General features: G+C 48.8%; 15 protein-coding genes. 3 read left to right on the top strand and 12 right to left on the bottom strand.

Translation table 11 applies throughout. The features are described from left to right. Nucleotides 1-10 precede the first annotated feature (10 nt). From KJS65_RS13220 to KJS65_RS13255, 8 genes are all read right to left on the bottom strand, one after another. On the bottom strand, nt 11-2068 hold the full coding sequence (locus tag KJS65_RS13220; protein ID WP_213650205.1) for a YIP1 family protein: 2058 nt from the start codon (nt 2066-2068) through the stop codon (nt 11-13). Between the two features lie 15 nt (nt 2069-2083). Then, nucleotides 2084-2956, bottom strand: a complete 873-nt coding sequence (locus KJS65_RS13225) for a carbohydrate ABC transporter permease (protein ID WP_136604483.1) — start codon at nt 2954-2956, stop codon at nt 2084-2086. A gap of 3 nt (nt 2957-2959) precedes the next feature. Further along, nucleotides 2960-3868 (bottom strand): carbohydrate ABC transporter permease, encoded by a 909-nt coding sequence (locus tag KJS65_RS13230; RefSeq protein ID WP_213650805.1) that lies wholly within the window; start codon nt 3866-3868, stop codon nt 2960-2962. 82 nt (nt 3869-3950) lie between these two features. Next, nucleotides 3951-6902 (bottom strand): extracellular solute-binding protein, encoded by a 2952-nt coding sequence (locus tag KJS65_RS13235; protein WP_213650206.1) that lies wholly within the window; start codon nt 6900-6902, stop codon nt 3951-3953. 87 nt (nt 6903-6989) lie between these two features. Further along, on the bottom strand, nt 6990-8402 hold the full coding sequence (locus KJS65_RS13240) for an ABC transporter substrate-binding protein (protein WP_244864579.1): 1413 nt from the start codon (nt 8400-8402) through the stop codon (nt 6990-6992). 440 nt (nt 8403-8842) lie between these two features. Beyond that, the gene (locus tag KJS65_RS13245; RefSeq protein ID WP_213650208.1) at nt 8843-9985 is read right to left on the bottom strand and encodes a GntR family transcriptional regulator; all 1143 of its coding nucleotides are present in this window, start codon (nt 9983-9985) and stop codon (nt 8843-8845) included. Between the two features lie 341 nt (nt 9986-10326). Beyond that, nucleotides 10327-11289, bottom strand: a complete 963-nt coding sequence (locus tag KJS65_RS13250) for an L-threonine 3-dehydrogenase (protein ID WP_213650209.1) — start codon at nt 11287-11289, stop codon at nt 10327-10329. A 39-nt stretch (nt 11290-11328) separates the two neighbouring features. After that, complete coding sequence (locus KJS65_RS13255; protein ID WP_136604475.1) at nt 11329-12519, bottom strand: glycine C-acetyltransferase; 1191 nt, start codon at nt 12517-12519, stop codon at nt 11329-11331. A 362-nt stretch (nt 12520-12881) separates the two neighbouring features. Here KJS65_RS13255 and kduI point away from each other — a divergent pair, with 362 nt between their 5' ends. Genes kduI through kduD form a run of 3 tightly spaced genes read left to right on the top strand, consistent with a single transcriptional unit; the run spans nt 12882 to nt 15308 of the window. Beyond that, nucleotides 12882-13715, top strand: a complete 834-nt coding sequence (kduI, locus tag KJS65_RS13260) for a 5-dehydro-4-deoxy-D-glucuronate isomerase (RefSeq protein ID WP_213650210.1) — start codon at nt 12882-12884, stop codon at nt 13713-13715. A 44-nt stretch (nt 13716-13759) separates the two neighbouring features. Continuing rightward, a complete protein-coding gene (locus tag KJS65_RS13265) occupies nt 13760-14524 on the top strand; it encodes a DeoR/GlpR family DNA-binding transcription regulator (protein WP_213650211.1) in 765 nt (254 codons plus the stop codon). Between the two features lie 31 nt (nt 14525-14555). Further along, complete coding sequence (gene kduD / locus KJS65_RS13270) at nt 14556-15308, top strand: 2-dehydro-3-deoxy-D-gluconate 5-dehydrogenase KduD (RefSeq protein WP_213650212.1); 753 nt, start codon at nt 14556-14558, stop codon at nt 15306-15308. A gap of 79 nt (nt 15309-15387) precedes the next feature. On the opposite strand, the gene rhaA is transcribed toward kduD, so the two are convergent. From rhaA to KJS65_RS13290, 4 genes are all read right to left on the bottom strand, one after another. Then, nucleotides 15388-16644, bottom strand: coding sequence for an L-rhamnose isomerase (rhaA, locus tag KJS65_RS13275; protein ID WP_213650213.1), 1257 nt, complete (start codon nt 16642-16644; stop codon nt 15388-15390). Between the two features lie 60 nt (nt 16645-16704). Next, on the bottom strand, nt 16705-18171 hold the full coding sequence (gene rhaB, locus KJS65_RS13280) for a rhamnulokinase (RefSeq protein WP_213650214.1): 1467 nt from the start codon (nt 18169-18171) through the stop codon (nt 16705-16707). 61 nt (nt 18172-18232) lie between these two features. After that, the gene (locus tag KJS65_RS13285; RefSeq protein ID WP_213650215.1) at nt 18233-20347 is read right to left on the bottom strand and encodes an alpha-L-rhamnosidase C-terminal domain-containing protein; all 2115 of its coding nucleotides are present in this window, start codon (nt 20345-20347) and stop codon (nt 18233-18235) included. A gap of 30 nt (nt 20348-20377) precedes the next feature. Next, on the bottom strand, nt 20378-21268 hold the full coding sequence (locus tag KJS65_RS13290) for a carbohydrate ABC transporter permease (RefSeq protein WP_213650216.1): 891 nt from the start codon (nt 21266-21268) through the stop codon (nt 20378-20380). Nucleotides 21269-21279 lie beyond the last annotated feature (11 nt).

Below are 21279 nucleotides of genomic sequence, written 5' to 3' on the forward strand. Positions count from 1 at the left end.
CTTTTGGCGGCTACATCCTGAATGAAATTTCCTTATAGATGGAGCTCACGAAATTGATCATCTGCTGCAGCATACTGAAGAACAGGACACCCAGGAAAATGATGATACCCATAACTACGAGTGTCAGCAGCATCGTCACGATGGTTTTCCCGGCAGAATATTGATGCACCGTCATGGTCCCGGTAAACAGGAGCCATACAAACCAAATCATCGCGATCGTGTTCAGCAAATAGTAAAATGAGCTCTCATCCGCGGTGATGACGTTGCTGTACAGCATCTGCGGAAAATAGATCAGTACGAGCGGCAGCAAGGAATATGCCGTTGCAATCATAATTTCGGTGAACTTTCCCTCACCATCCATCAATGTCGTAAGCGACCAATTTGCCACGCACCAAAGTAGGAACGGGAGCACAATAAATTTAAGTTCATCTAGGCTGTTCAACTGCTCCGGATTGTTGAAGTTAATGACGAAGCCGTTGAACTGGCGTTTGACGATCGTGGCGATCACAAGCAGCACCATGATGACGAAGGCCACGCTGAGCCTGCCTTTGCGTTCATATTTCATCTCCCAAAACCCGTTAAAAGGATGCAGCAGCGTGTAAAACGGATTCCGAATGATCCCGAACTCCCGATAGAATTGCCCCTTGGTTTTCCGGTTTGCGAGTTTGACACCTGCAACAATGACTGCAATCCCCAAAACTATGAACAGCACGATCATACCGAAATGGTCGAATACCACTTCCTTACGGTAGCGCTTGAAGGCTTCCGAATAATACTCACGGCTGTTGCCCAGCTTGAAGTAGTTCATGGCCTCCCGGTTATCGCCTTGCTTCAGCAGCGATTTACCGATACCGATGTAGGCTACATCGAAGTTGGCATTGAGCTGGAGTACCCTTCTCCAATCGGAAGTAGACTGCTCCGACTTGCCTTCGCTGAGCGCGGCCACTGCACTGCGGATCAAATCGCCGTAAGGGGTCGGATTGAATACCGACAGGCGGTTGTTATCCTTGTCAAGGACTAGCATCCGTTCACCGAGCATCTCAATGGCTACCGGCGTGCGGAAATTCCCTTGCTGGCTGCCGAGGCCGCCGAATTCATAGAGCAGGTTACCGTCCTTGTCATAGGTGAAAATACGCCCCCTCTTTGAATCCAATGCACTGTACATCCCGCCCTGATCGGGAATAATGTCCACGAATATGGAGCTTCCGGGCAAGCTCCCACCCTCGAGATTTCCCACATCGCCTTTGGGTGGAAAATATCCTTTGCTGCGTAAAATATCCGTGCCGGAAGGATTAAGGCGTTTCAACGGCTGCTCGGAATTTTCCTCCGAGGTGGAGGTATAGATAAAGCCGCTGTCATCCACATCCAGGTTGTTGAATTCAATAGGGATAAACTGCTGCATCTGCTCGCGCTGTGCCTTGGTGGAAATACGCTTCCAGAACAGATCCACCGGACTGAATTTGACGCGGTTGGTGCCGATAAATCCGTTAAATCCCCCGTCCGAATCAAATTCCATAATTCCTTCGTAGCATCCCTGGCTGATCACATATAAGCGCTTGGCCTTATCAACGACCAGCTTGACCGGCTGATACTGAAATCCCTCCCGGAGCAGTGTCGACTTCGGCTCATTCATGACCCGCACCGGCTGTCCATTCTGATCGAACTCGACAATGCGGCGGTTATCCGTATCGGCGACATAGATATGCTGATCCGAATCAACGAAAACACCCTGCGGATGATTCAGGCTGTCTTTCTTTCCATCAAGCCCGAACTCCCCGATGGTTTTCTCAAGCTGGAGGTCCCTGTTCAATATGACGATCCGGCTGTTACCTGTATCCGCAATGTACAGCCTTCCATCTTGACCTGTATACATATCCTGCGGAGAGGACAATGCACCTTGGCTCCAGTCGCTACCGGAAATGACCTGCTCCAGCGAATAAGGATCCGGAGCGGGAACCGGAGTTCCCCAGTAGGAATAGTTATAGGTGTCATCCGCCGATACCGGAGCCGCAGCGGTGCCGGAAGCCAGAAGCAGCACTATTATGAATAAAGCAAACCATCTCTTCATCTGCATGCCCCCCTGTTATTCCTTCAAGCCCGATGTGGACATCGTTTGGATGATGCTGCTCTGCGTCACGATGAACACGGTAATCGGTACAATCATCATTAAAAGCGTAACAGCTGCGACCGGGCCTGTGCGCACCAGACCGCCATTTGCGATTTGCCCGAATACATAATCCACTGTTTTCAGCTGTTCGCTGTAAATATATTTATGGCTGGTTACGGAACCATTGGTCCAGAGGTTCTGCAAGGAAAAGATAATCAGCGTCAGCCAGGCAGGTCTCACAATAGGCATCACAATCTGCCAGTAAATGCGGTACTCGCTGGCTCCGTCAATTTTCCCCGCTTCAAGCAGCGCATCGGGAATTTGCTCCATGAACTGCTTCATCAGATAGAGACCCAGCGTCATGCCGAAAGCGGGCAGCAGTATAGCCCAGTAGGTGTTGATCAGACCCAGATACGAAATGATCATATAGTTCGGAACCTGGGTCACATAAACCGTAAACATGAGTGAAAGCACCACAATATTGAACAAAAGCTTTTTGCCCGGAAAACGGAGCTTTGCAAGCGGATAAGCCGCTGCGGAAGCCAAGATCACATGCCCCACCGTTCCGAAAATGGCAATGAAAAACGTGTTGAACACATACCTCGAAAAGGGTACCCAGGAATCACTGAAGATGCCGACAAGGTCCGTGAAGTTTTTAAGGGTCGGGTTCCGGACAAACAGCTTGGGCGGAAAAGTAAAGATTTCATCGATCGGCTTGAATGCATTGCTGATAGTGAATACCAGCGGCAGAGCCATAAAGCAGGCTACACCCCCTAGCAGTACGAACAGCAGCAGATCGACACCCCAGGATCGGTTCAGTCTTTTCGGCATTTTAAGTACGAGTTTCATCCTTTACTCACCTACTTTTCCAAGAAGCTTCTGGGTCACCAGGTTCACGGTAAGCATAATCGTGAACAATACGGTGGCGATCGCCGATGCGTATCCCATTTCAAAGCGGATCGAACCATAGTCAACCAGATGGGTTACGATCGTATGCGCGGCATAATCCACGCTCGGGAAGCCGATGAGATAAATCGAAATTTCAGCGACCGAAAAGGCCGATGCAATCTGAATGACCGCGCCGAACATCAGCTGCGGCCGCATGGCAGGGAGTGTAATAAACCACAGCTCCTGCCAGCGGTTGCGTATTCCATCGATGCTGCCTGCTTCATACATCGTCCGGTCCACGTTCTGCAAACCGGCGATAAAAGCCAGAAAGGATGTGCCAAGGCTCAGCCACAGCTGTACCAGAATCAGAATCATCAGCACATATCTGGAATCCTGAAGCCACTGGATCGGCTCCATAGTAAAGCCCCACTTCATGAGAAAAGAGTTCGCATATCCGTATGAGTCGCCTGCAAAGAGCAGCGTCCAGATCAAATACGTATTTCCCGAAATCGAAGGGGCATACAGCACCAGTGTGAGCAGCGCCCGCAGCTTCGGCGGCAGTTCATTAATGAGCCAGGCGAACATAAAACAGGCGATATAGCTGATCGGACCTGTGATGGCTGCAAACAACAATGTATTTTTCAAAGCGATCATAAAAATATCATCCTGCACGAACAATCTCGCGTAATTCTGCCAGCCGATAAATCGGGGCGTCTCCAGGAGATTGAAATTCGTGAAACTTAAGAAAAAGGATAATAGCACAGGAATGACTGTAAACGTGCAAAAAATGATAAAGTACGGTGCCATCAGCACATAAGCATGCTTGTTCTTTTTCATTTCCGGCCATGTTCTGGCGATTTTTTTTCGGAACATATGCCCCGGTGTGCCGCTGCCAGGCATTTTCGCACCCGTCATGACGGGACGTTCTGCAATCTGCTGTTTCATGGAAGGTCCCTCATTTCTCGACCTCGAGATTAAATTCTTTTCGCTTGATCGTGATTTCCTCATTCATGGCTCTCACATAATTGTCCATCGTCTCACGCGGGTCTTCGCCCTGTACAACCACCCGGCGGAACGCATTATCAATATTCCGTCCTGTCAAATACCCCCCTGGAACCTCCGGAATTCCCCTTACCCACTGCATCTGAGCCTGCAGCTTGTGAAGATCCTGAGTTGGCCATGGCAGCTGGGAGAGAGCATCCTTGTTGGCGGTCGGATAGCGGGCAGAAGCCCCCATGCGGATTTCCATTTGCCGTCCATAAGCGATCTGCGTATCTTTACTGGTCCACCATTTCATGAATTCCCATGCTGCATCTTTATTGATCGTATGCTTGAACATGACGGTCGCCGAGCCGCTGCTGCCCACCTCATGGTGGAGCTTGCCGTCACTGCCAAGCGTTCCCGGTACCGGCGCAAAGGACCACAGGCCTTTGATTTCCGGTGCAAATACGCTGAGCTTGTTGTACATGGTGTAGTCGACTATGCCGATCGGCATTTCGCCAGTCCGGAAACGGTTGGCAAAATCAACAGCGATCGGAATCTTATAATTGACATAAAAGTCTGTCCACTGCTTGAATTCCTGTATCCCCGTTTCAGAATCCAAATCAACGGCCTTGCCTCCATCCTTGTAAAACTGTCCCTGATTCTGGTATAAGAACATCGCGAAGCCCGGACTTGGCGGCATTGTGGCGATATTGTTGGTTGACGATTCATTGCCTAAGGCATCGAGTGACCGCTGTGGCAATCCGAACTGCAGGTTATGCTTTTGCAGCACAGGGAGCATGTCATACACATCATCCCAGCTTTGCGGCACTTTCAGATGCAGCTCATCCTCCAGGATGTCCTTCCGGTAAAAGAGCATCGGGAAGGTCTGCTGCTCCGGCAGCGCGTAATAGGATCCGCCGTATTCATAAGGGACAAGGGCGCTTGCATTAAATTGATCTTTCACCGTATTAAAATCCGGAAAAGACGACAGATCCTGCAGCGCGCTGCGGCTGGCATAATTCACAGGGAGATCATTCCCGATCTGCAGGGCCACATCAGGTCCCTTGCCTGCTACGGTAGAAGGTAGAATGACATCCGATGCCACCAGCTTCAGGTTCACATGGATCCCTGTTGTGGTTGTAAACTGATCATCGATCAGCCTTTTAATGACCTGTGCCTGGTCACGCGCAGAGGTGACCCACACGGAAATGCTTTCTTTGCTATCATTTTCACTAGAAAAATCATCATAATTCTCATAGAAGGAGGCGAAGAAGGATTCCGTACCGGATACCATCTTCGTCCATGCACCGGCCTCTGGCTGCGGCAGCTTGCTGCCCGGTGAGCTCACGATTAAGTAATCGAGCGAGAGAGGCTGCTCGTTTACCGTCAGCATCCACGAGCTCAGCGCACCTACGTTAGTTTTGAAGGCTTCTATACGAGACGGTACAGTCTCCGGATTATCCGCCATATCTTTCAACTGGTATGCAACCGTATTAATGATCGATGTTCGCTCATCACTTTGACCGGAAGGGCCTTCAATCGCTTTTGCAATACTGTACAGCTGTTCGCTGGACTCCCGGAACACCTTGGTCATCTCCGGAATCCGCTGCTCCAGGTTGTAGTCACGGAAGGTATCCGGAACCGTACCGGTGTAGCTGATGATTTTGCGGTACATTGCATTCAAGTCCAGAATGCTGGATTCGACGGAGCGCAGGATTGGTGCGATATCCCCGAGCGTAACCTCCATCCGGATCCGATGCTTCCCTTTGGTCAGATGAAAAAGATAGGGCTCGCTGCCGCCGGGACCAATCGTTTTCATCTGCCACGCGCTGCTGTATGGAAACGTGACGGTCTGCATTTCCTTAAATGGCAGTTTTCCGTCTATGTAAATCGAACGAAGCACGGATAGGCCCCGCAGATAGTTTTGCCGATTTTTAAGTGCAATCTGGTATAAACCATCCTGCGGCACATCAACTTCCCATTCCATCCACTGTCCCGGAAGTCTCCAGGCATAACCGCCCATGGCGTTGTTGCGCAGCTTGGATACATGATAAGGTTCCACTGCCGGATTGGATCGGTCGTTGTACGGAAGAAGACTTGGTGAAGATTTATACAGAACCTGCTCTGCCTGCACTTTCATGGATACATCCGAAACCGGCTTCAGCCCTTCTTGTGAATATTGGGCAGCCATTTCGCTGTATGAGGGTAAAACATCCGGTGCCGACAGCTTAATCTGCCGGATGACTAGCGGCTCTTTGACCGAAGTCAGTGACAGGCTGTGTTTGCCTGCGGAAAAATAAAATTGAAACGGATCTTCGTAAGCCCCGGTACTGTCTTTCAAGGCAATATCCTGCCACAAATGCTCCTCGACCTGGTTGGGTGTCAGATCATTGCCGCGTTCATCCTGATCAAAGGATTCCTTTGCGTTTTTCCATACCCGGTTGAACACAAGGTTTTTTGCTTCCGTAAAAGGAACGGCGCCATCAATAGCGATCTCACGCTCAATATCGGAATCCTTGCCCGGTTCGGTATATACATTTAGCCGTATGTTGTACAGCCCTGCTTGCTTGATATCAAAATCCCATGTCACGCTGCCGGCATCCTGTGTGAGAATGGATTTGCCCTGCATGCCCTCATAGTTTTGCAGCACGGACACGTTCATTCCTTCGGCTTGGCTGTAGTGATCACCTTCGATCACAACATCCTCGGAAGGAGAAGTTGCGCCTTCATGTTTGGACAGATACTCTTCGTATCCTCCGGCTTTCATTGATTTTTTGATACCGCTGAGGTCCAGTTTTTCCGGCGTTTGCACGGCCGAGGCTGAAGCCTCGCGGGAAGATGGTCCCTGCGCAGCTGAAAGAATACCTGCGGCGAGTGACACCAGAAGCAGCATGGACGCTGCCTTGATTATCGGTCTGTGCATGGGCTCCCCCTTTTCTCTTAGCAGTACCCCTATCCCTTTGCTCAAAGGAACAGGGGTACGCGTCAGAGTTACTATACTGCCGGTCGGTTATTTGCTGTCCTGAAGCAATTTATTAATGTTGGCTTCAAACTGTGGCTTAACCTTATCCACGGCGGTGGAAGGTGAGATTTTCCCGGTTGTGATATCCTTAACGACACCTTCAAACATTTTTCCGCCATCAGGGATCGCGTAATAGGAAATGTAGTCAATACTTTCAGACATTTGCTTGCGAGTATCGAGGGATTCCTTGTTTGGATAAGAGCTTTCCCAAGATTGCTGTGACAAATTTCTGCCGACATCATGCAGGCTGATCTCATCCATAATCTTTGCCGCTACATCCGCATGCTTCGAATACTTGGCTACCATGAACATGTTGCCAAAAGGCGTATAGGAGACGTATTTATCCGATTTCGGACCTTTCGGGAAGAACACATACCCGATTTCCTGGTTTTTCATATTGTCGAGCAGTCCGCCCAGCTCCCAGCTGAAGCCGCCGTACATGACGCCTTTGCCCGCCACAAATTCCTTGTTCGCATCTTCCGGAATCGGCTGCATGATGGATTTGTCTTTGTTGTACAGATCGGAAACGAACTGCAGTGCCTCCATCGAATTTTCACTGTTCAGCGAGAATTTGATATTGCCTTCGGCATCCTTGTCAACCGAGCCTTTATTGGAGTAGATCAACTGCTCCGTGAAAGAATTGATTTTTCCGTAAGCGCCGGCAATGCCGTAAATATCTGTTTTACCGTCGCCGTTGGTGTCTTTGGTTGCCTTTTTAGCGAAGTCGCGGAATTTATCCCAAGTCCATTCGCCTTTTTGCTGGAGTTCATACGGATCTTCGAGACCCAGCTTCTTCACGAGCGTTTTGTTGTAAAAAATACCGTATGGTGAAGGGGAAGAGTCGGTCATGCCGTACTGCTTGCCTTTAAAGCTGCCGCCCTTTTTCATCCAGCTGATATATTTGGGATCATTCAAATCAAGTTTGTCGTCTACTGGTTGTATAAAATCTTTGTTGGCGAGCGTCGGGAAGGCCCAGAACAGCTCGAGGAGAACAATATCGGCAAATGGTGTGCCGGAGAGGGATGTCGTGGTGAAGTTTTCTACGTATTTGCCGTAATCGCCGAATTTCACAAATTCGATCTTGCAGTTGTATTTCTTTTCGACTTCTTCAATCAGCTTGATCTGCTCTTCTTCCGCAGGACCTTTTTCCTTGACCTGTCTCGGATCGGCATCATCATACCAGACGCCAATCTTGATCGTGTCTCCGCCCAAATCAGTCTTTTGCTCTTCAGGCGCAGCCGCCTGCTCTTTCTCAGGCTCTTTCTCCGCCTCTTTCGCAGGTTCTTCCTGCGTGGCTTTATTGCTTTCATTGGAACTGCCTTCTTTGGTGCCGCCGCCTGCGCAGCCTGCAATGGTGAAAACAAATATCATGATTACGAGCAGCATGGAGAGTACCTTCATCTTCTTCACGCGTTCATCCCCCATTTTCCGTTTCGGATTAGAATTGTTGAACCTGAATACAGAAAAGACCAATGAAACCTAAAGCAATAAAACCGATCACCCCTCTGTCATTCGCGGAATTACGCAAAAAGAATGCGCTTACATAATGTCTTTAAAACAATAAGCGATATGCCTTGCATCCTGAGGATAACAATCAGGATCTGCCGCTTCATATATCATATTAGATATATCTTATATACCGCTTACACGAGTTATTATAATCTGGAGCCTATATTTTGTAAATAGTGAATATATCTTATTATTTGTTATGATCTATTAATTATATCTAACATGGAGACTTACTTGAGACCCAGACTGTAAGCAAACGAGATGGACATATGCGTAAAAACAAAGCAAAAAGACCGGCCCCTTCTTGGGCCAGTCTTTATAAGTCTTGAGATTCAAATTTGCTCTTGGGCGGTATATTCATCGGATAATGCCGATGTTGACGCTCTTTCAACGAGCCGGACCGGTGTCAGGACACGCTCGGGACTTTTGTCGCGCTCCTCGATCTGGCTGACAATCAGTTCGGCCGCCTTGCGACCGATTTCGCTGTAGTCCTGGGCAATCGTGGTCAGTGGGACTTCAACAAGGCTGGATATCATGTGATCATCGAATCCAGCAATCGACAGCTGTCCCGGAACCTGAACTCCCATATCCAGTGCGCTGCGCAGAAGATCAACAGCAAGATGATCATGCTCGGCCTGGATCGCCGTCACTCCGAGTTCCATAATCCTGCTGATCATATTTTTATAAAACATATTGCTCGTGTCCATGTCCGCTTCACGGTAAAAATCAACAATGGTGAGCTCCGGATCGACGGGAAGTCCGTGATCCCTCAGCGCTTTGCAGTATCCCTGATACCGGTCGCGCACCGAGCTCCGAAACTCAATAGCAATGCTGGATATAAAAGCGATCCGTTCATGCCCCAGCTCAATCATCTGCTTGGCAATCATATAACCGCCATTGAAATTGTCGGATACCACGCTTGTTACCGGAAGGCTTTCCACGTACTGATCAATCATGACGAGTGGATAATCGTTCCAGTAGAGCACGTTTAGCACATCAATGTTACTGATCGTACTAATGGGATAGAGAATAATCCCGTTCGAGCCGTTTTTGGGAATACGCAGCAGAAACTCACGCTCACGCTCCTTGCTCCAGTTGCTGTTATGGATGCTCAAATAATATCCTTTGGTATCCAGATAATCCGTGGCTCCCTTGATGAAATCCAGTTCGCTTGTAGCCATATAAGGCAGAATCATTGAAATAATCGGAGTGGACGTGTTCGCGCCCATTTCGCCCGGGCCGCCTCTTTGCTCCTGTTTTTTAACATAACTCCCGCTGCCCCGCTTACGGTATATCAACCCTTCCCGTTCAAGCTCAATCAAGGCTCTTTTGGAAGTAATGCGGCTGACGCCGGACTGCTCTGCAAGCTCCACTTCGGTTGGAAGCTGCTGTTCTTCTTTATATTCACCGGATAGTATCTTTTCTTTCAAATCTTCCATGATGACTACATACAATGGTTTTTGGTTTGACTGCATTATACTCACTTCCAGTCTGTCCCTTTATTCACATACACGAATTGATTATACCAAATCAAAGTTCGATTATGCAAACTAATATACCAAATTGATAATCCGGCTCGAAATGATAGGATATAATAATCACCTATCATAACTGATTGGGGGCGGTCATTCTTCATTATAGTTCACCCTCTGTATCCATGACCCGTTTTAGGGTACGAGAAAACATCACTGCTCATCCAATCTTTGATGAGACTAGAGGGAAGTATTCATTAAAAATAGACTGTCCGCCATCATCCAAATTTGGACAACACGGACAGCCTATAACATAAATTGCAGATATAATATTCCGTTTTCCTTTAAGCCTTCTTAGCAAGAACTTCCTTGGAACTCAGCTGGCTCAGCATATCTGATGTCATTGCATCCAAATCATATTTTGCCTTGAAGCCCCATTCCGCAGCGGCGGCAGAGGCATCAATGAAATCCGGCCAGCTTTCGGCAATAGCCTGTCTCTTCGGATCCACCTGGTATTCCAGGACGAAGGACGGCATGTTTTTGCGTATAGAAGCAGCGATTGCTTCCGGATCTATGCTCATCGCGGTCACGTTAAACGCATTTCGGTGTATGAGCTTGGATGCGTCTGCCTCCATCAGCTGAACGATTCCATCCAATGCATCCGGCATATACATCATATCCATATAGGTGCCTTTATCAATAAACGAAGCATAACGGCCTTTGCTGACTGCTGCGTAATATATCTCGACAGCGTAATCCGTCGTACCTCCTCCGGGTGGAGTCACATAGGAGATGAGGCCCGGAAAACGGATACCTCTGGTATCCAGGCCATATTTATGAAAATAATAGTCGCATAGAAGCTCACCGGACACTTTATTCACACCGTACATTGTGGTCGGACGCTGAATCGTGTCCTGCGGCGTATTGTCTTTTGGCGTCGACGGCCCAAATGCGCCGATAGAGCTTGGCGTAAAGAACTGGCAGCCCAGTTCTCTCGACACTTCAAGCGCATTGACCAGCCCGCCCATATTCAGATTCCAAGCCAAAAGCGGCTTCTCTTCGGCTGTTGCGGACAGAAGTGCCGCCAAGTGGATGACGGTGTCCACCTGATGCCGTTTGGCAATCTCAAACATGGCTTTATCATTCGTCACATCCAACGTTTCAAATGGGCCTGATCTTGTAATTTCATGCCCCGACATTCTCACATCGGTGGCAATAACTTGGTCAGCACCATAAATATGTCTCAGTTTGGCGACCAGCTCCGATCCTATCTGGCCTAGTGCTCCCGTCACCAAAATTCTTTTCATCGTTATTCCTCCCCATTTGGCTTCCCCCGGCAGGCGGCTTTAGATAATTGACAATTCCTTGCCTACCTTTTCGTAAGTAGAAACAACCTGCTCAAGCATTTCTTTGCTGTGGGCAGCCGTAGGCATATTACGAATCCGCCCGGTTCCTTTAGGGACCGTTGGGAATACGATCGCTTTGGCATATACGCCTTCTTCATACAAACGCTTGCTGAATTCCTGTGTCTTCACTTCATCCCCGATAATGCATGGGGTAATTGGCGTTTCGCTGTGGCCGACGTTAAATCCAAGCTTTTTCAGCTCGCTCTTCAGGAAATCTCCGTTTTCCCAAAGCTTTTTGATCAACGTTTTGTCATTCATCAAAATATCCACCGAAGCGATACATGCAGCCACCGAGGCTGGCGGCATTGCTGTCGAGAACAGGAACGGACGGCTTCTCAGCTTCAACCATTCAATGAGCTTCTTCGTGCCGGCCACATATCCGCCAACGACGCCGATGGCTTTGGAAAGCGTACCAATTTGAAAGTCGATCCGGTCGGACAATCCAAAATGCTTCACTGTTCCGGCTCCACCACCAAGAACCCCTGATCCATGTGCATCATCCACATAAGTAATAAGATCAAACTCTTCTGCAATCTCCACGATTTCCGGCAGCTTCGCGATATCACCATCCATGGAGAACACCCCGTCGGTAATGACCATGATTTTATTGTACAGACCTGATTCTTTGGCGGCTTTGGCCTGCGCTTTTAGATCCTCCATATCCGAATGCTTGAAACGGATGGTTTTGGCTCTGGACAAACGGCATCCGTCAATGATGGAAGCATGATTCAGCTCATCGGATAAAATGGCGTCATTTTTGTCCATAACCGCAGAAATGGCAGCCATGTTACAGTTGAATCCCGATTGGTAGGTAATTACGGCCTCGGTGTGTTTGAATTCAGCCAGCTTCCGTTCCAATTCCAGATGCAGATCCAGCGTTCCGTTAATCGTTCTCACAGCACCGGCGCCTGCGCCGTATTTTTTCGTCGCCTGGACAGAAGCTTCGACCAGCCGTTCATCCGTAGCCAATCCCAAATAATTGTTGGAAGACAAATTAATCAGGTTTTTTCCTTCAATAAGAATGGTTGGTCCGTTCGGTCCCTGCAGAGGATCAATGACGTTGTATAAGCCCTTGCTCTTTAAATCCTCGATATTCTCCGTTAAAAACTGATCGAGTGAATGACTAGACATGGCGAATCCCTCCCAAATATACAAGTGTCCTTCTATAGAGGACATTAATAATATTAAAAACCCTTACTATACAAGAGATTATTTATCTTCAATGTAGCATCTTTTAATTGATTTGTACATCCACCAAGGACACTGAAATACATAAAATTTTTAGAATCCATGCAAAACAGGCTTATCAATAAGATAAGCACTTCTGTTTTTTATATACAAAAAGACCCAACTTAGGCCTTTAGCGGTTAAGAACGTGTCCCTTCTGCTATCATTTTTTAGACCAGAAAGTGGTTGCCAAAAGTTCAAAAAAGATATAAGGTGAACCTATATGAACGTAATGAACATAAATGAACCTTAAGGGAGTGTTTGTCTTGGAAAGAAGATATGCCTCACATCCACGGGAAGTAAAACAGTTTGATACTGCACGCCTGCGTGAAGAATTTCATATTCCTAAGCTCTTTATCCCGAATCATCTGGAGCTCGTGCTGACTCACGAAGACCGGCTCATCATTGGCGGGGCTTTTCCGATCGCGGAAGAGATCAAGCTGGATATGGATTTAAAAGAGCTCGGGGTCAGCTTTTTTCTGGAGCGCCGTGAAATCGGTATCATTAACGTAGGCGGAAAAGGTGTCGTCGTCGTGGAAGGCCAGGAGCACGAGCTTGATCATAAGGAATGCCTGTTTGTCGGCATGGGCAACCGGGAGGTTATCTTCAAAAGTCTGGATACGGAAAGCCCTGCAAAATTCTATCTGAATTCGGCAACGGCCCACCAGTCGTATCCGACGCAAAAAGCCACCCTTGCCGAAGCCGAATCGGCGGATCTGGGTTCGATCGAGAATTCCAACGACCGGACCATCTATCGGTTCATCCATCAAAATGGCATTCAGAGCTCGCAGCTTGTCATGGGTATGACTCTGCTTAAAACGGGTAATATGTGGAATACGATGCCAGCCCATGTACATCCACGCCGGATGGAAGCTTATATGTATTTTGATCTGCCTGAGGATGCGGTTGCCATTCATTTGATGGGTGAACCAAGCGAAACACGCCATATCATCATGCGAAACGAACAGGCTGTCATCTCTCCAAGCTGGTCCATTCACAGTGGCGTCGGTACGAGCAATTATACATTTATCTGGGGGATGGCCGGCGATAACAAAATCTATTCCGATATGGACCCCGTCAATATGAAGGAATTATTATAGAGAATAGTGATTTATATTTTCCTGATTTGAAATGAGGCTTGTTTATGAACCCGATACTGCGGCACGAGAAGATTATGGAAGTACTGCTGACAAACAAAGAGGTCACCGTGACGGATTTGAGCGATACATTAAAAGTTACGGGCAAAACCATCCGTGAAGACCTGACCCGGCTGGAGGAACAGGGACTGATTCGCCGCATCCATGGCGGCGCCGTGCTTGCTCAATCGGATCAATTTGGCATTCTGCCATCGAAAGAACCGATTTCCAGACACTTGGAGATAAAAAGGAGCATTGCGGCAGCAGCCCTGACAAGAATTCACCCGAGTGATATCATCGCACTTGACGGCGGCAGCACCACGCTGGAAATCGCCAGGCTTTTGCCTAATCACCAGCTCACGGTCATCACCAATGATGTATATATCATCAGCGAGCTTTCCAAAAAAGATAAAATCAATCTCGTTGTTCCTGGCGGCTATCGGGTCCGCAATAGTCTGACTGGACCAGAAGCCGTAGCGTATGTGAAGGAACTGAACATTCAGAAAGCGTTTATATCGGCTACGGGTATACATCTGGAGCATGGACTTTCCATCTATACCGGTGAACTCATTGCATTCAAGCGTGCTCTTATCGACACCGCCCGGGAAATCATCGCGGTGATCGACCATCATAAGTTTGGACAGACTGCACTTCGCACCTTCGCGAAGCTGCATGAGCTGAATAGTCTGATTACGGACAATGGGCTGCCGGAAGCGGTTCTATCGGAGTACCGTCAAGCCAATATTCCGGTTGAGCTGAGCGGAGAACATTGATCCCTATTGTATATAAGGGGCGGATGATTACATGAATCTGTTTAATCTGAAAGGTAAAACGGCTCTGATTACCGGAACTTCCGGCGGACTGGGTCAAGGCATAGCCATCGGCCTGGCCGAAGCAGGAGCCGATGTGGTTTGTGTTGCACGCAGCTCTTCCCAGGAGGCAGTGACCCAAGCTGAGGCATTAGGACGTAAGGGCAAGGCGATTGAAGCAGACCTAAGCGATGCAGCTGGACTGCAGAAGGTGTTCGAGCAAGCCCTGTCATTAACAGGACAGATTGATATTCTCGTCAATAATGCCGGCACGATCCGGCGGACACCTGCCAAGGACCACAGTGAAAAGGATTGGTTCGATGTCATTGACTTGAACCTGAACAGCGTCTTTTTGCTTTCGCAGATTGCCGGCAGACATATGATTGAGCGCGGCAGCGGGAAGATCATCAATATCTGCTCCATGCTATCTTATCAAGGCGGCATCAATGTTCCGGGATATACAGCCAGCAAGCATGGTGTAGCCGGTCTGACCAAAGCATTCGCCAATGAATGGGCCACCAGCGGGGTTCAGGTCAACGGCATCGCTCCCGGTTACATGATTACCGATAATACAGCCCAAATTCAAGCTGACGAGAAACGCATGGCCTCCATTACGGAACGTATCCCTGCCGGACGCTGGGGAACGCCGGAGGATCTGCAGGGTGCAGCCATCTTCTTGGCATCATCCGCTTCGGATTATGTTAATGGACATGTCCTTTGCGTGGATGGCGGATGGATGGCAAGATAGCCGGATTGTTCAATTCTATATATTCATGAAAAGACCGCATCCCCTTTGGAGAGAATGCGGTCTTTTCATATCAATAATCTCATCTCTTAAAGAGTACTTCCTGCTCGTAATGCTTGACCTCGGCCAGCCAATCTTCTCTTACCGGCGTATCCGCCTTGGCACAGTAATAATCCCATATCGCTCCGAACGGATAGGACTTGAATTCCTCCACGAGTGCCAGTCGGGAGGTGAAATCCCCCTTGAGCTCAATCTCTTTCAGTTTATCGACAGGCTCAAGCATCGCCCGCATCAGCGCCTTCAAGGTATTTCTTGTTCCAATGACCCAGGCTGCAACATGATTGATGCTTCCATCGAAGAAATCAAGACCGATATGTGTTTTATCAAGCAGTTCTCCGCGAACGAGCTCCCGCGCAATATCCAGCAGCTCATCATCCATCGTCACCACATGATCGCTGTCCCAACGTACTGGACGGCTGACATGCAGGAGCAATTGATCTCCGAACAACAGCCATGATGAAAGTTTATTGGAGATGGTTTCTGTCGGGTGGAAATGTCCCGAATCAAAGCATACCGTTTTACCGCGCGTCAGAGCATATCCCATATAAAACTCATGCGAGCCGACCACATAACTTTCAGAACCGATACCAAACAGCTTACTCTCCACGGCATCGATATTATATTCCTCGCTGATCGGCTCGCTGAAAATATCATCAAGTGACTCCATAAGCCTGACGCGCGGAGACATACGATCGATCGGCGTATCCTTGTAACCGTCCGGAATCCAGAAATTCGTTACGCACGGCTGCCCCAGTTCCCTGCCAAAGGATTCCGCGATTTTGCGGGAAGCCTTACAATGCTTGATCCAAAATTCCCGAATCTCAGGATTGGAATGGCTGAGCGTAAAACCATCCTTGGCTTTATCATGCGAAAAGCAGGTTGGATTAAAATCCAGGCCATATCCCTTTTCCTTGGCCCAGCTTACCCAGTTCTCAAAATGCCTAGGCTCAAGCTCATCCAAATCAATGAGCTCCTCTGTGTCTGCATAAATCGCATGGAGGTTGACTTTATGCTCTCCAGGTATGAATTCGAATGCCTTCTCCAAATCCTGTCTCAGTTGATCCGGAGTGCCTGCACGGCCTGGATAGCTGCCTGTAACAGCAATACCGCCGCCCAGCTCCTGCCCTTTATTCAAAAAGCCCCTCACATCATCTCCCTGCCAGCAATGCAGTGAAATCTTGATGCGGGAAAGCCGTTCAAGTACATCCTCTACATCTACACCATGCTTTTCATAAAGCTTTTTAGCTTCGTTATAGCTGTTTTGAACGCTCGTATCCATCTGTTACCCCTTCCTCCTCCAACATGGTTTATGGAACTCAAGGCTGCTCTTCTGAATCCTTCAGTTTATTCTATTAAAATGGAGCGAATGAAATTTTGCACGCAGCTCTGACAGCATTTCCGGATCCACGGGCTGAGGCTTGTAAGTTCGAATGGCAAAGGAATGCCGGATGATATCCCGCGCCTCCTGAATATCCCGGATCGCTCCATCCGCGATCATCTGAATCGCGAGGTTGCCGAGAATGGTTGATTCCGTTGGCCCCGCTTCAATATCCATGCCAAGCAGATCAGCACTTAGCTGGCATAAAAATTCATTATTCGATCCGCCGCCGACAATATGCAGCTGTTCGAGGCTCTCTCCCGTTATCTTTTTGATTTCACGAACATAGGCGTCATAGGAAAGAGCCAGGCTGTCGAAAATGCAGCGGGCAATTTCTCCCGGCGTATCCGGCACCGGCTGCCCCGTTTGGGCGCAGAAGCTTCGGATTGCCTCCGTCATATTCGGCGGATTCAGAAACCGGTCGTCATTGCAAGGAATAAGCGAGCGGAAAGGTTCGGCAGCGGTTGCCAAATCCGCAAATTCAGCAAACGAGTAAGCGTTATCATATTCCTTGCGAACCTGCTGTATCAACCACATGCCCATCACATTTTTCAGGAACCGGTATGTACCGCAAGCGCCCCATTCATTGGTATAATTACTCTCCATCGCCAAATGGCTGGTGAGCGGCTGCTTCCGCTCCACGCCGATAAGCGACCAGGTTCCGCTGCTCAGGTATCCCCAGGATTCTCCTCGTGCCGGAACTCCCAGCACAGCCGAAGCTGTATCATGGGTGGCAGCACATATCAGCTCACATTGCGGAAGATGATAAGCCTGAACCAGCTCCTCCCGGATCGGCCCGAGACGGAATCCGGGCTGAACCAGTTCCGGGAACTGATTTCTTTGAAGTCCGAGCAGCGCAAGCAGATCAACGTCATAGTCTTGCGTATGCAAATTCAGCATCTGCGTTGTCGAAGCGTTAGTAACCTCACTCTTGGAGATACCGGTCAGCCGGTAATGCAAATAATCCGGCACAAGCATAATTTGTTCAGCTTTTCTCAATTCCTCATGCTCATGCACCGACAGCTGATAAAGCGTATTAAAGGATAATTGCTGAATACCTGTCTTCGCATACAGCTCCTGGAAGGAGATTTTCTGGTGGAGAAGATTTGCAGCGCGATCCGTTCGAGAGTCCCGGTAAGAGTACACTTCTCCAATCCGCTCTCCGCTGCTGCCGACCAGTACATAGTCCACAGCCCAGGTGTCGATGCCGAGTGTGCATTCTTCGACACCGAGTCTTTTCGCCTGCTGCAACCCCTGAATGATTTGACTTAAAAGATTTTCAATATCCCAGTAATAATGTCCTTCCTTTTCAATAAATCCATTGTTGAAACGATGAATCTCCTGCAGCCTAAGGACGCCTTCCTGAAGGGTCCCCCAGATTACCCTCCCGCTGGAGGCGCCGATGTCAACGGCCAGATAATTGTTCATGTCGATGACTCCTGTCATGAATTATTGTCCTGCTGCAATTCCTCACGCGGTTTAGACCGCCTTACTCTGCCAGCGTTATGCCCTTGGGCAGTCGGATAAAATCCCGGCCATAATCCCAGCCTGCTTCAATCTGGCCAAACGGCGTTGGTAAGGATGCCTTGCAAGTACTGATACCGTTCAAATGCTGAGGACGAAAGCTCACCTTGCGGTAACCGGGCTCGACCGGCTGAACGCCAATCACACGCGACATGATCCAGTGGATCGGCGTGCCGGCCCAGCTGTGGCAAAGACTGATCCGGTAGGAGTCATAATTCGTATACGTTGTCAGCGCATCATGAAAATCGCCCTCGTGCTGAAGCGTTACACTCTCCCAGCAGGTCGTCGCATCTTCATCCAGCATCTTCCCCCATACGGCGGATACGGCTGCCCAAGCCTTTTCTGTAAGGCCAAGCTGGGAACAGCACTCTGCAAGCCAATAGGCTGACAACGGCGTGATCGGATCCTCAGGTTTGTAATTCTCCAGAAACAATACAGCCTCCTGCTCTCCGACATATCCACCCATAATTCCCAGCAGCTTCGTAATCAGCTGCTTTCCGGACAGGAAAGCAGCCGCATCCATTTGCGGATGCCCCCATTTGGATATACCCGGCAACGATAGCTCCGGAATATAGCTTTTGAGCCTGCGTAGGTTGTTTCCTGTCATCCGGAACAAGGCCTGCATGCAGAGCTCGCTCTCGCCTTGCTCCATTGGAACCCATTCAATCAGGTTGGACTGGATGTTTGACAGCGCATGAGATACCGGATCAATGAGACTCTCTACTTGGCGGGTATGCCTTAGGATTTCATCATTCAAAGATAATACGAATGCCTGGTCTCCGGTGTGCAGGTAATACTCCCATACATTATTCAGCCACCAGAGCGTATAAGAGGCAAGATCATTCATCCAATAGCCCTCGGGTGTTCCGCGTCCCAGTTCCTCCATCGACCGGCGGAGCACAGACAAATCCCCATATAATACATAATCCGCCTTGGCAGCAAGATAAAAATCATAAGTCCAGTTCAGTCTGTCGCGCTTAATCCCGTCCCATAATCCGATCTGATGGCAGATCTGGTTGGTATGCAGGGAAATATCAAAAACTTGCTTAAGCAGCGCGGAATCGGTTTGGAAATATCCGGTTTGCTTCATTGGCACGGATACCTCTTCAGCCTGCCATATAAGCTCAAAAGGCGAGCCTTCCTCTGCCAGCACATACATGCGGACATAGCGGACACCCTGCGGCAGCGTGAATTTCGTTTCACCTGCTGGCAGAGCAACGATTTCCGTCATCAGCCCTTCATAGTTCTCCAGCTCATATAGGGACTCTGCTCCATTCCACACCATCTCAAGTCCGCTGCCGGTTCGGTTTTCAAGACGAAAACGCATATTGTATTCCTTGCCCAAATCCAGCACGACAAAAGGCATATTAGACAGTTCCGTCTGCTGCAGCAAAAGATTGGCATCCCGCCATTCAGTCTGTTTGCGCACATGGTAGAAAATATACTTGGCAGCCCGCTCCGGTACCGGAATGGGAACGGTTCCGCGAGCATTGCCTTTCATATGAACCCTGCCGTCCTGAAGAGTTACTTCTGTACGGTTTGCCGTCAACAGGGATGTCTCATGCAAAAGGGATGTTTGAATATCTCCGAACCCCCCGGCAACAAACCATTCCGGCCCTCCTTCCAGATCCCCGTACGGTTCCTCACCGAGCAGGCAAACGGACGATGCCGTCTGCCCGTCACCGGTAAACCAGGAATCATCCGTACAGAGCCAAAACGGTTCTGCAGACAAGTAAGCAATACAGCCGGCAAGCCGCCCTTTCAAATGAATATTGATCGGCACGATCGGCATGACCGATTTGCAATGAATGCGAAGACGAAGAGTATGCTCCCCCGCGTCAAGACGAGCCGGGAAGGCTGCAATTCGTTGAAAAGCACATATATTTGCCGCACTTTCTCCGAGCACGCCAATAACCCTTCCGTCCAGCTCGATTTCGACCTCACCCGTCAGAGCCATATTAAATTTAGCATTCTCGACCGCTTTTTCCAGCACGAAGCTCTTAACAAGCTCAAACTGCTGTATGTTTTCACGGTCTTGATGCCAAATCCACTTCGGAATTTTCGTTAAAAGTTCATTCATATGTTGACTGCCTCCTCCTCATTCGTCTCTTTACATCTTGAGTGCTCCCTGTGTCATTCCCTGAATGTAATATTTCATACCAAAGGAGAAGATGAGAAGCAGTGGCACGGAGGAGATGGCGTATGCAGAAAATTGCATGCCCATATCCACAACGCCGAACTGTTTGGTAAAGGAAGTCAGTCCTACCGCTATGACCTGCAGGTCCCGGTCCTGTATCGTAAGAAGCGGCCAAATGTAATCATTATATACACCCACCGATTGCATGATGAACAAAGTGGCCAGAATCGGCAGCGACAACGGAATTACAATCTTGAAAAAAACACCGACCTCAGTTGACCCGTCAATCCGCGCTGCTTCAAATAACTCACCGGGAAGACCGGCCATATAACTTCGGCAGAGAAATGTTCCGAAGATTTGTCCTCCGGCGGCACCTGCAATGATAATGACCCATGGCGTGTTCGTCAGCCCCATACTATCGTAAAGAACGTAAGAGGGAATAAGCGTAAGTACACCGGGAACCATCATCATGCCAAGCATGAGCAGAAACAGCAGCTCTTTTCCCGGAAAAGTTTTTTTCGCAAAGATATATCCCGAAATAGCAGAGAGCATCATAACGAGGATACTGGCTGCGACAGCATATCCTACGGAATTCAGCATAAAACGCCATACGGTTAAAAAGGCTTCACTGTAATTGCTCCATTTTATCGGTGCAGGCATCCCCCAGAAATTGCCCATAATTTGCGAATTGCTTTTTAAAGAGCTGAAAAGCATAAACAGAATGGGAACCAGCGTCAGAAATACCAGCAATCCGAGCAGAACGATGATGATGATTTGGGAAATCTTCGCTTTAAGACCCCATTTATTGCCTTGTTTGGATTCGCTTCTTACGTTTAAAGTGTCATCAGCCGGGCTCGAATACATGTTTTCCCCTC

This window comes from Paenibacillus sp. J23TS9 (assembly GCF_018403225.1).
Taxonomy (GTDB): domain Bacteria; phylum Bacillota; class Bacilli; order Paenibacillales; family Paenibacillaceae; genus Paenibacillus_AQ.